Genomic DNA, 11,590 nt, shown 5'->3' on the forward strand with positions numbered 1-11,590 from the left:
GTCAGTCCTCCCCCGCGACGAGTGCGCCGAGTGCCGCGAGATCGCGCTCGGCGTGGGATTGCCGGATGTAGACGAGCAGGTCCGCGACGTTGCGGGCATGGTCGGCATCCGTCGCGAGCGGCGCGGCGCCCAGCGCCCGGCCGACGCGGTCGATCACCTCGCTCGCGGTCCGTTCGATCAGCGCCCGCACCCGGAACGCGCGCACCTGGGCGGATCTCCGGTCGAGGGGATTCGCGTCCACCTCCCCGGCCGCCGATTCGAGTGCCCATCGTGCCGCGCTGACGGCGACGTCGATCGCGCCGAGGTGCGCGAGCTGGTGACCGTCCGTGCGGCCACTCCGGGCCCGCACCCGCAGCGGTTCCGCGACGGCGAGTGCGCCCCCGAACCAGCAGGCCGCCACCCCGATGCCGCCGTGCCAGAACCCGGGACGGTCGAGGTACTCGTCGGGCGCGCCGACCGGTCGTGCGGGAACGCCGTCGAACGTCACCGACTCGGTGTCGGTGGCCGCCATGCCCGGATTTCGCCAGCCGCCGCGGCCCGCCGTGACCCCCGGTTCCCGCAGATCGACGGCGAACAGGCGGGGTTGCTCGTCGACTCGCGCCGTGACCAGGGCGTGCGTGCACATCGACGCCCCGGAGCACCATGCCTTCGTCCCCCGCAGGCGCCACCCGGCAGCGTCGTGGGACGCGTGCAGGACGGGGTGCGGTGGCTCGCTGGCCCACACGCCCCAGAATTCGTTCCGGCCGGCGCGGGTGCCGTCGACTTCGGCGAGGATTGCGTCCGCGTCGGCGTGTGCCTCGAGGAGCCGGCCGACCGAGAGGTCGTGGCGGCACCATTGCGTCAGCCGGGCCCACCGGGCTGCGGTCGAGCCGCCGCCGGGCAGCGGCAGTTCCGCGTCCCCCGAACCGATGATCGCCCGCACTGCGGCGTCGGTGGGGCTGCTGTCGCGGGTGACGTCGGTGCTCATCGGTCCTGCAGTCCTTCGAGGTACGTGGCGAAACCTTGCGGCGCTCGGGCGTCGGCTCGCGCCGATGTCTCCACCGGGGCATCGATACTCCACACCACGTTCGCTCCCCGCTCGACCATCCGCTGCACCAGATCCACGTCTTCGTGCGCGGGCAGTGCGGCGAACCCTCCCGCCGCCCGATACAGGTCCGCCGAGAATCCGAGGGACGCGCCGTGCACGTGCCCGTGGGCGGAGCCGGACCGGTAGGCGCTGCCGTACCGCGACCGGACATGGTCGGGCCACCCCGACCAGTCGGTCACCGCCACCGTGCCCGCCACCAACTGCGCCCCTCGACGCGCGTGCTGCAGGTGGGACGACAGCCAGTGCGCGGGGACGCGCGAGTCGGCGTCCGTCGTGGCGAACCACTCGTGGGGGCGCGGGGCGACCGACTCGAAACCCGCACGCCGGGCCGCTCCGACGTTCCGCGCACCCAGGATCACGACGTCGACACCCGCCCTGCGGACGACGGCTTCGCTGCCGTCGGTGCACCCGTCGAGCACCACTACCGTCGTGACCGGCACGGACACGGCCCGGGCGGCGGTATGGAGGCCCTCCAGGCAGCGCGGCAGCAGCGCTTCCTCGTCGTGGGCGGGCACGACCACCGTGATGTGCTCGACGCGCATGACGTCCCTTCCTGATCACTCACTGTTTCGGGTTCAACAAGTACCCAGTCCGTCGTCAGGGGAACCACGATCGTTCGGCGTTGCCGACGGCGACATCGGGGCCGTCGACGATCCGGTCCAACAGCACCCACGACAGTTCGACGGTCAAGTTCGGGTGCCGCAGCAAAAGTTCGCGGACCAGGTCCAACTGTCCGTTGGGGCCCACCCGGCGGGACACCCCTGCGTGACACCACACGACGGAGGTCGACCGATGCCGTTCGAGAGCTCGCTCGAGCGCGCCGATGTATTCGTGCCGCCCTGGCAGCCCCATCGACGCGGAATCGTGGTGGATCGAGATCGGCACCTCCTTCTCGGAGCAGAAGTCGAGGACGTCGTCCATCGCTGCGTGATCGGGAGAGGGTACTTCGCCGACGGTGAGACTCGTGAGGTCGTCGTGGCGGAACATCACCTCACCGACACCGGCCCAGCGACCGGTGCGGTTCCACACGAATTCGATCCGACCGCGAGGGCGATCGGTGGGATCGAACCCGCAGACGAGCGGCGCCACCGTCAACCGGCCGTCCGATTCGAGTTCGGGTAGCAGATCGAGGACGATGGCGTCGGTCAGCGAGTGGTAATGGCACGGCCCGCTGCACGCCGGCCCCGACCAAGCTGTCTCGCAAATCGGTCACAGCCGCGGGATGCTGAAGAAAGTCCACCAGATGTACGTGCGTGTCGATCCACTGAGCAGACGCCATATCGTCCGATATACCAGCAATTCCCGAGTCGGCCGACTGTGATTCGGGATCAGTGCCCGCGGGTAACCTCCCGCCATGAATGTCGCGGACAGCCCCCGCTACCGGAAGATCACCCTCACCGTGGACGGTGAGGAACGAAACCTCGAAGTCGACACCCGCACGACGCTGCTCGACGCGCTCCGCGACCACCTCGGGGTGACCGCGCCGAAGAAGGGCTGCGACCACGGCCAGTGCGGCTCGTGCACCGTCCTCCTCGACGGCAGACGATCCACGTCCTGCCTCACATTCGCCGTCGCTCACCACGGGGAACGCGTCGTCACCGCACACGGACTGGCCGACGGCGAGGTGCTGCATGCCGTTCAGCAGGCGTTCGTCGAGCAGGACGGACTGCAGTGCGGTTACTGCACGCCCGGTCAGATCTGTTCGGTGATCGGGATGCTCGACGAGTTCCTGGCCCTGCACCCGAGCGCCGTCACCGAGAACCTGACCGCTCCGCCCGAACTCACCGACGACGAGATACGCGAGCGGATGAACGGAAACCTCTGCCGGTGCGGCGCGTATCCGAACATCCTCGCGGCGATCAGGCAGGCGGCGGAGGCGTGATTCCCTTCGACTACGAGCGGGCCACCGACGTCGACAGTGCCGTCGCCACGGTCACGGGTGACCCGCGGGCGTCGTTCCTCGCCGGCGGCACCAACCTCGTCGACCACATGAAGCTCGGGGTCGCGCGCCCGCATCTCCTCGTCGATGTGAGCCGGCTTCCCCTGGGCGACGTCGTCGAACTCCCGGACGGCGGGCTCCGAATCGGGGCGGCCGTCCGCAACAGCGACCTCGCCGCTCACGACGTCGTCCGCGCCCGGTACCCGATGCTGTCGCGCGCCCTCCTCTCCGGTGCGTCGGGCCAGCTGCGCAACCTCGCGACCACGGCGGGAAATCTGCTTCAGCGGACTCGCTGCGTGTACTTCCAGGACGTCACGACGCCCTGCAACAAGCGGGAGCCCGGCACCGGGTGTTCCGCGATCGGCGGTTACGTCCGCTACCACGCCATTCTCGGTGCCTCGGAGCACTGCGTCGCGGTGCACCCGTCCGACATGGCCGTCGCGATGACGGCGCTCGACGGTGTCGTGGTGGTGCGCGGCGCCGACGGTGAACGGCGAATCCCGCTGAGCGAGTTCTACCGGCTTCCCGGGGACCGGCCCGACCGCGACACCGTCCTCGCGCACGGTGATCTCGTGACGGCCGTGGAGCTGCCCCCGCCGCCTTCCGGGAACCGGTCCGCGTACCGGAAGGTGCGTGACCGTGCCTCCTTCGCGTTCGCAGTGGTGTCGGTGGCCGCCGAGCTGACGATCGGGGATACGTCGATCACGTCGGCGCGGGTCGCGCTCGGTGGGGTCGCGCACCGACCCTGGCGTGCCACGCTCGCCGAGGAGGTCCTCGTCGGGTCGCCGCCCACGGAGGCCACGTACACCGAGGCCGCTGCAGCGGAACTCGCTGCGGCACAACCGCTTCCTGGAAACGAATTCAAGGTTGCACTGACCCGGCGGGTGCTGGCGTCGGTACTTCGTTCCCTCGCCGAGGAGGCGCGCCGATGACCCTCGTCGATCCGAAGGTGATCGGAACCTCCGCCGAACGGCTGGACGCCCACGACAAGGTGACCGGCACGGCGCTGTACGCGTTCGAGTACCCGGTGGACGAGCCGACCTATCTGCACCCGATCCTGTCGACGATCGGACGCGGCCGGGTCACGGCGATGCACACGGCCGACGCGGAAGCCCTGGACGGGGTGCTCGCGGTCCTGACGGTGTTCGATGCGCCCCGCCTCGCGGACACCTCGGACGGTGAACTCGCGATCCTGCAGGACGCCGAGGTTCATTTCCGCGGCCAATTCGTGGGTGCGGTGGTGGCGGAGTCACCGGAAGTCGCCCGCCACGGCGCGAGCCTCGTGCGCGTCGACTACGACGTGGAATCCCACGACACCGACTTCCGTTCCGGTAGGGGCGATCTGTACACCCCCGAGGATGTCAACGCGGGATTCCCGACCGACACCGAGGACGGCGACGTCGACGCGGCACTTTCCGCCGCCGCGGTCACGGTCGATCAGGTGTACTCCACCGCGATGGAACACAACAACCCGATGGAACCGCACGCCGCCATCGCCCGGTGGACCCCAGGCGGCAGCGGACCGGTTCTGACGCTGCACGATTCGACCCAGGGCGTCCACTCCGTGCGGCAGACGCTCGCACCGCTGTTCGGACTCGAAGTCGAGCAGATGCGGGTGATCGCCCCGTACGTCGGCGGCGGCTTCGGCTCCAAAGGACTGCCGCACGCGCACGACGTGCTCGTGGTGATGGCGGCGCAGCGGGTGGAAGGCCGGCCGGTGAAGTTCGCGCTCACCCGGCAGCAGATGTTCGCCCTCTCCGCGTATCGCACGCCGACGGTGCAGCACATCCGGCTCGGGGCGGACGCCGACGGACGGCTGACCGCGCTCTCCCACGAGGCGGTCGTGCAGTCCGCGAAGATCAAGGAGTTCGCCGAACAGGCGGCGGTCCCGTCGCGGCTGATGTACTCCACGCCCACCCGGTACACCACCCACCGTCTCGCGTCCCTCGACGTGCCCGCCCCCTCCTGGATGCGTGCCCCCGGCGAGACCCCGGGCATGTTCGCGGCCGAGGTGGCGATGGACGAACTGGCCGAAGCTTGCGGGCTCGACCCGATCGAATTGCGGATCCGCAACGAACCCGAGGTCGACCCGAGTACCGGCCGCCCGTGGTCGGGGCGGCGCCTCACCGACTGTCTGCGGGAGGGCGCCCGGCGTTTCGGGTGGGCGGACCGCGACGCGACGGCGCGGGCCCGGTCGGACTCGCAGTGGCAGGTGGGGATGGGCGTCGCGTCCGCGACGTATCCAGCCAACACGTCACCCGGATCGGTTGCCCGGATCGTGTACGACTCCGACGGCACGTACACCGTGCAGATCGGGTCGGTCGACATCGGTACCGGCGCGTGGACCGCGCTCACCCAGATCGCCGCCGACGCGCTGGGCTGCCCGCTGGACGCGATCGTCCTGCAGATCGGTGACACGAATCTTCCGTCGGCGACCGTCGCAGGCGGCTCCACGGGAACCAGTTCCTGGGGCAGTGCGATCGTCGCGGCGGCCCGCGCGTTCCGGGACGCGCACGGCACGTCCCCCGACCCGGGGGCGGAGGCGCGTGCGGGGACGCCCGACAACCCCGACGCGGAAAAGTTCGCGCTCCATTCGTTCGGTGCCCACTTCGTGGAGGCGCATGTCCACCGCGATTCCTGCGAGATCCGTGTCGAACGCATGCTCGGGGTGTTCGCGATCGGCCGGGTGATCAACGCCCGCACCGTTCGATCGCAACTCCTCGGCGGGATGACGATGGGGATCTCGATGGCGCTGCACGAGAGCAGCGTGAACGACCCCCGGTTCGGTCACGTCGTGACCCAGGACCTTGCCTCCTATCACGTCAGCACCCACGCCGACATCAGGTACCTCGACGCGGTGTGCCTCGACGACGTCGACGAGCACGCCAATCCGATGGGATCGAAGGGCGCCGGTGAGATCGGCATCGTCGGGGCCGCGGCCGCGGTGGCGAACGCTGTCCGTCACGCCACCGGGGTGCGGGTCCGGAAGGCGCCGATCCACCTGGACGACCTACTGCCCGGGTGATCGACCGGGGCTACTGCACGCCCCACGCCTGCGCGAGGGACGTGCGCAGGTGACTTTTCATCGCACGGATCTTCTGGACATCGGTGGACTTCGGTGCGAGTCCCTCGAATACGAGTTCCATGAAGCGTCGGCGGCTGACACCGAATCGCTCCAGCAGTTCCGCCGCGCTGGCACCACCGAACGGTGCCCACTGGATCGCGAAGCTGATCATCCACCGGGCATCCGAGCTCACCGAGTGCATCTGCGCGAGCAGATCGCATCGGCGAAGCGCCAGGCGCAGCCAATCGGTGCCGAACGCTTCCTCCGGTTCCTCTGTGGTCTGGGTCGTCATGCCGCTCACCGCTGACCGGCGGAGCGGACCGCGAACACCGGCAACTGTTCCGCCGTCGACGCGGGACGGAACTCGACGCGAACCGGACAGTCGGACGGTGCCGGGACGTCGCCGTCGATCCAGGTGTACACCCACGGCCCCTCGTCGAGTTCGACGATCGCGATCGTGCAGGGGACGAGACCACGGTCGGTCTCGTTCACTTCACGGTGGACCACCTTCGAGGACACGATCGATCCGACGCCGCACGACGGGACCCGCTCGAGGTTCGAACCCTGACACGCGGAGCAGGTGGCCATCAACGGCGCGAGCAGGGTCGTGCAGTTGAGGCAGCGCTGGATCATCAGTTCGCACTTCTGGGCAAGTCCCTGCCAGCGGGTCATGCCGTCCGTGGTCATGCCGTCACCCCCGTGAATTCCTGCCCCACCACGTCGTCTGCCATTCGGTTTCCCCCGATCCACACAAGACACCGGTCGGTGTGCGCCCGACGGAGAATCGGGGGCCGTGGAAGTTGGGGGTCGGGCTTTCGGTGTGTTCGGGGATCAGTGGGCATCGGGGGGCCTCGGTCTGGAGCCGGATTGGGGGGACGCGTATGAGCATCCCGTCCGCGGCGGGGAATTACAGCGGCTGAACGACCCGGGGACATACCTGTTTCGTCCCGTGCGGGTGGCGGGTCAGGGGTGCGGGTCCTGTGCGTGTTCGACGATCCACGCCGCGATCTGGGTGCGCGAGTTGAACCCCAGTTTGGCGAGAATGTGCTCGACATGCCCCTGCGCAGTGCGCTGCGAGATCACCAACCGGGCGGCGATCGCCTTGTTGGTGAGCCCGTCGGCGACCAGTTCCGCGACCTGCCATTCGCGTCGGGTCAGGTGCGTCGCCCCGTTCGACGCCGACACCGTCTCCGGTGGCTGCTCGTCGAGCGCGTGGGCGACCGCATCGTCGAACGACGTGCGCATACCGTGGTCGAAGGCGTCGTCGAATGCGCGGTCCCCGATCACGGCGCGTGCCTGCTGCTCGCATTCCGCGTGGTGGACGAGCAGGTTCGGGTAGACGGTGCTCGGGTTGCCGACGGTCTGCGCGACGGCCTCCGCGGCGCCCATCAGTTCGGCGGCTTGCTGGGCCCGGCCGGAGCCGACGGCGACCCAGGCGAGCACCTCGAGTGCCCCGCAGGCGCTGATCCGGTCGTCGACCAGGTGGGACAGCCGCAGCCCCTGCTTCACGTAGTCGTCGGCGAGGGCGAGGTGTCCGCGCTGCCACGCCGCCATTCCCGCCGCCCACAGTGACCAGCCCCGGTAGACGGACTCGCCGTGGGCCTCGGTGAGCGCGAAGATCTCGGATCCGCACATCTTCGCCACCGCCCCGTCGCCCTGCATGCCGCTGACCAGTGCCACCCCGAGCAGTCCCCACGTCAGTTGGAGCAGGTTGCCCTTGTCGCGGAACTCGGCGAGTGCCTCCTCGAAGCAGACCCGTGCGCGGGGTAGGTCCCCGGCGAACATGGCGCAGCACCCGGCGGCGTGGACCACCAGGGCACGCATCAGTGTGTCCCCGTGCCGCTCGGCGAGGAGGACCCCCTCGTCGACCAGCGCTTTCGCGGCCTCGCGGTCGCCGTGCATGCCTGCGAGCACGCTGTCGACGTACAGCGCCTCGATCCGTTCCCTGCTTGCGTCGCCCGGGTGCCGTCCCAGCAGCTGGCCGAGCCAGCGGCGACCCTCGCGGAGCAGTCCCCTGGCACGCCAGTACGGGTACAGTGCGGCGGCGATCCGCAGCCCCGTCTCGGCCTCCCCCGGCTCGGTCAGGCAGAAATGGAGGGCCGCCCGCACGTTCAGCGTCTCCGCGTCGAGCCGGCTGATCCACATCGCCTGCCGGGGTCCGATCCATTCGGCCTCGCACTGCACCACCAACTGCTCGTACCAGTCGCGGTGCCGCCGGCGCAGCGACTGGTACTCCCCGGTCTCCTGCAATTTCTCGCGGCCGTAGTCGCGCACCGTCTCGAGCAGGTGGTATCGCACCGCCGGCCCGGACTCCTCGCGGATCAGGATCGACTTGTCGATCAACGACGCCACCACGTCGAGGACGTTCTCCACCGGCAGGTCGCCGGCGCAGATTCCCTCCACCGCGTCCAGTTCGAAGCCGCCGGCGAACACCGACAGTCTCGCCCACAGCTCCCGTTCCTCCTCGGTGCACAGTTCGTGGCTCCAGTCGACGCACAGCCGCAGGGTCTGCTGCCGGCTCGGCGCGCCCCGCGATCCGACCGTCAGCAACCGATAGCGGTCGGTCAGTCGCTGCAGGATCTGTTCCGCCGACATCACCCGCAGCCGCACCGCCGCCAGCTCGATCGCCAACGGCAACCCGTCCAGCTGGCGGCAGATCCGGGCCACCGCGACATGGTTGTCCTCGGTGAGTTCGAACTCCGGCACTGCCGTGGCCGCCCGCTCGACGAACAACGTCACCGCCTCGTACTGCGGCAGGCCCTGCAGTGACGAGCGTTCGGGTTCGGGCACGGTCAACGGCGGCACCCGCAGTACCGCCTCACCGCCGATGGCCAGCGGTTCGCGGCTCGTCGCGAGGATCCGTAACTCCGGGCAGCCCCGCAACAACGTCTCCGACAACGCGGCGGCCGCGGCGACCACGTGCTCGCAGTTGTCGAGCACCAGCAGCAGTTGCCGGGTGGCGAGGTACTCGGTCAGCAGCACCTCCGGGTTCCCGGAGCGCTGCTCGCGCAGTCGCAGTGCCGCCGAGACGGCGTCGACGAGTGTCGTGTCGTCGTCGAGCTCCCCCAGTTCGACCAACCACACGCCGTCCTCGAATGCGCGACTCGCATCGGCGGCCACCCGCAACGCCAGCCGGGTCTTCCCGACCCCGCCGATCCCGGCGAGCGTCACCAGACGGGACACGGACAGCAGGCGTCGCGCCTCGGTCACCTCACGGCGACGGCCGACGAAACTCGTCAGTTCGTGGGGCAGATTTCCCACTGTGCCCTTCACTGCCGCCGGCATCGCACCGTCACTCTCGACTCGCAGCCCCCTGCGCACACGGTACTCCCGGTGCGCGGCGGCAACGACGCTTTCGGCTGCGGGTCCGCGAGTTTCGGGGCCCCGCAAACGGGGTCACCGCGTCCAGCGGGTCGGCGCCCAGCGGCCGGTGTAGGACCGGATGCGGTTGGCGCGGCGAGCAGGCCGCCGCGTGCCGGCCTCGGTCAGGCTGTGCGGGATCATGGCGATCCGGGTGCCGTCGACCACGTAGGCGGCCCCGGTGACGAACATTGCGGCCGGCGCGGTCAGGTACGACGCGACGGCGGCGACTTCCCGGTCGTCGGGGCCGGGGGATGCGAAGTCCGGTTCGACCGCGGGCACCACGACCGAATTGACCGTGATCGAGTATCGCGCCAATTCGGCGGCGAGCAGACCGGTGAGTCCGCCGAGCCCGGACGACGACGGGATGACGTTGACGATCCGGCCGCCCCCGCCGCTTGCGATCATGTACCGCACGGCGCGCTGGATGCACTCGACGGCCGTACTGCCCGGACAGCTGACGAGAACGCCGATTCCGCCCAGCTCACGGGCGAACTCGTCGACGGCGGCCGCGGAGTCGGGCAGGTCGGCCAGGTCCATGCGCTGCACGGCCGCGTTCACCGATCTGGACCGGACGTCGGCGGCAGTGGCTTCGGCGCTGTCCCGGTCCGCGGCGTAGGCGAGGCCGATGTGGAACCCGTCGTCCGCGAGTGCCAATGCGACCGCCCGGCCCATCGGCGAGTCCGATCCCGTCACGACAGCGGTGCGTGTGCTGGGGTGCATGGATTCGGAATACCCCCTGGTAGATCTGCTCAAACGCTCAACTTTCGGACTGTGCACGGGCAGAACACAATCCGGCGACGTGCCGCACAGGCGACCCGTCGCGGATCGGCGCCCACCGATCAGCAGTTGGACGGTGCGGGGTCGCCGCGGAACCGGGCGTCGAGGTAGTCCAGGGCGGTCGGCAGGCCCAGCACGGCGGTGGTCAGATGGTCGGGACTCGGGAACAGATCGGACTGCACCTTGGCGCCGGCGGCGCAGTATCGCGCGACGGTCGCCTCGATCGAGTCGATCGGAATGAGTACGTCTGTCGGGCTGTGCCATTCGAAGATCGGCGCGGTCGGTACCCCCGGATACAGCTCGACACTGTTCTCGTTCAGCACCTCCCAGGCCTGCGGGCTGCTCATGAGGTCGGTGGTCCTGGCGACCTCCGTCGCGCTGCGCCCTGCGCCTGCCGCGAGAATGCCGTTGGTGCACGCGTTGACCATCTCGTCGCGCATCGCCAGGCCGCGATCATTGAGTTGCTCGCTGATCGGCAGGCGGTCCGGGTACTCACGCTCGAGTCCGAGTGCCGCCGCCATCGCGAGACCGAACGCCGGATGCGGCTGCATGCCGAGACCGTTGGCCATCTTGCCGATGTTCATGGGCACACCGCCCTCGGCGACACCGACGATGTTCAGTTCCGGCGCGTACGTGGGTGCGAGCGCCGCGGCCCACGCCGACGCCATGCCGCCGCCGGAGTACCCGGCCAGCGCGACCGGGCTCTCCGCCACGGCGAGTTCGGGCACCCGCTGAACCGCGCGGATGCCGTCCAAGGTGATGGTTCCGCCGAGTCGCGCGGCACCGTACGCACTGTTCGGGCCGAGGTGATCGGGAAGCGCGACCGTCCAGCCGCGTTGCAGTGCGAGGTTCAGTGCCGGCGCCTCCTTGATCTGGAGGTCGGGGTCGTTCGAGTACAGGGTCCGAGACGGCGCGCACCTCGGTCCGAGCGCGTTGATGATGTGCTGATACGACAGCAGCGGCCCGTTCACCGGCCGGGTGCGGGGTACCAGCACGGTGGTGACCGACGAGATCGGGTGGTCCTCCGAGTTGGTGGTGCGGTACTTCACCTGCCAAACGTCGGTGTCGGGGAAGGCGAGCAACGGCGGCATCGGCCGGACCGCGAGCGGCTCGCCGACCGCCGTATCCGCCAGACCCTGCGGCTGCAGGTAGAAGGGATCAGGGTCGGAGGCGGGATAGATCGGCACGGCGGCCGCGACTCCGACGTTCGCGACGGTGGCGCAGGCGACGAATGCGGCACACAGTGCACCCGCGGTGAGGCTCGAGATACGTGAGCGCTTCATGCCGCCTCCTAGTTTGCGTAGAGATCGATTGTTACCGAGTTCGCAGGAGATATCGGTATTCGGGCCCGCCCGTTACG

11 protein-coding genes are annotated in these 11,590 nt (G+C 69.6%); 3 read left to right on the forward strand and 8 right to left on the reverse strand.

What is annotated here, in order from left to right:
- Window position 1: 1 nt before the first annotated feature.
- Genes PSR88_RS00580 through PSR88_RS00590 form a run of 3 tightly spaced genes read right to left on the reverse strand, consistent with a single transcriptional unit; the run spans window position 2 to window position 2,116 of the window.
- The gene (locus tag PSR88_RS00580) at window positions 2-967 is read right to left on the reverse strand and encodes an acyl-CoA dehydrogenase family protein (protein WP_016884227.1); all 966 of its coding nucleotides are present in this window, start codon (window positions 965-967) and stop codon (window positions 2-4) included.
- Window positions 964-1,629, reverse strand: coding sequence for a glycosyltransferase (locus PSR88_RS00585; protein WP_011593452.1), 666 nt, complete (start codon window positions 1,627-1,629; stop codon window positions 964-966). Before PSR88_RS00585 ends, PSR88_RS00580 begins: the two co-directional genes overlap by 4 nt.
- Window positions 1,630-1,684: 55 nt before the next feature.
- Window positions 1,685-2,116, reverse strand: a complete 432-nt coding sequence (locus PSR88_RS00590) for an amidohydrolase family protein (RefSeq protein ID WP_237724182.1) — start codon at window positions 2,114-2,116, stop codon at window positions 1,685-1,687.
- Between the two features lie 325 nt (window positions 2,117-2,441).
- Between PSR88_RS00590 and PSR88_RS00595 the strand changes: the two genes are divergently transcribed.
- The 3 genes from PSR88_RS00595 to PSR88_RS00605 are packed head-to-tail and all read left to right on the forward strand — an operon-like array spanning window position 2,442 to window position 6,051.
- Window positions 2,442-2,969 carry a 2Fe-2S iron-sulfur cluster-binding protein gene (locus tag PSR88_RS00595; protein WP_011593454.1) on the forward strand — a complete coding sequence of 176 codons (528 nt, stop codon included), beginning with the start codon at window positions 2,442-2,444 and terminating at the stop codon, window positions 2,967-2,969.
- Complete coding sequence (locus PSR88_RS00600; protein WP_011593455.1) at window positions 2,966-3,958, forward strand: FAD binding domain-containing protein; 993 nt, start codon at window positions 2,966-2,968, stop codon at window positions 3,956-3,958. Before PSR88_RS00595 ends, PSR88_RS00600 begins: the two co-directional genes overlap by 4 nt.
- Window positions 3,955-6,051: a xanthine dehydrogenase family protein molybdopterin-binding subunit gene (locus tag PSR88_RS00605; RefSeq protein ID WP_011593456.1), complete on the forward strand. Its 2,097-nt coding sequence runs from the start codon at window positions 3,955-3,957 to the stop codon at window positions 6,049-6,051. The genes PSR88_RS00600 and PSR88_RS00605 overlap by 4 nt, the downstream gene beginning before the upstream one ends.
- A 10-nt stretch (window positions 6,052-6,061) precedes the next feature.
- Here the strand turns inward: PSR88_RS00605 and PSR88_RS00610 are convergent, their stop codons facing one another.
- From PSR88_RS00610 to PSR88_RS00630, 5 genes are all read right to left on the reverse strand, one after another.
- On the reverse strand, window positions 6,062-6,382 hold the full coding sequence (locus PSR88_RS00610) for a hypothetical protein (RefSeq protein WP_011593457.1): 321 nt from the start codon (window positions 6,380-6,382) through the stop codon (window positions 6,062-6,064).
- A gap of 5 nt (window positions 6,383-6,387) precedes the next feature.
- Window positions 6,388-6,777: a Zn-ribbon domain-containing OB-fold protein gene (locus PSR88_RS00615; protein WP_009472682.1), complete on the reverse strand. Its 390-nt coding sequence runs from the start codon at window positions 6,775-6,777 to the stop codon at window positions 6,388-6,390.
- A gap of 276 nt (window positions 6,778-7,053) precedes the next feature.
- Window positions 7,054-9,411: an ATP-binding protein gene (locus PSR88_RS00620; RefSeq protein ID WP_016884225.1), complete on the reverse strand. Its 2,358-nt coding sequence runs from the start codon at window positions 9,409-9,411 to the stop codon at window positions 7,054-7,056.
- A gap of 75 nt (window positions 9,412-9,486) precedes the next feature.
- Window positions 9,487-10,173, reverse strand: coding sequence for an SDR family NAD(P)-dependent oxidoreductase (locus tag PSR88_RS00625; protein WP_016884224.1), 687 nt, complete (start codon window positions 10,171-10,173; stop codon window positions 9,487-9,489).
- Between the two features lie 119 nt (window positions 10,174-10,292).
- Window positions 10,293-11,513, reverse strand: a complete 1,221-nt coding sequence (locus tag PSR88_RS00630; RefSeq protein WP_009472685.1) for a lipase family protein — start codon at window positions 11,511-11,513, stop codon at window positions 10,293-10,295.
- Window positions 11,514-11,590: the final 77 nt, after the last annotated feature.

It is taken from the genome of Rhodococcus sp. DK176 (genome assembly GCF_038447315.2).
In the GTDB taxonomy this organism is placed as follows: domain Bacteria; phylum Actinomycetota; class Actinomycetes; order Mycobacteriales; family Mycobacteriaceae; genus Rhodococcus_F; species Rhodococcus_F jostii_A.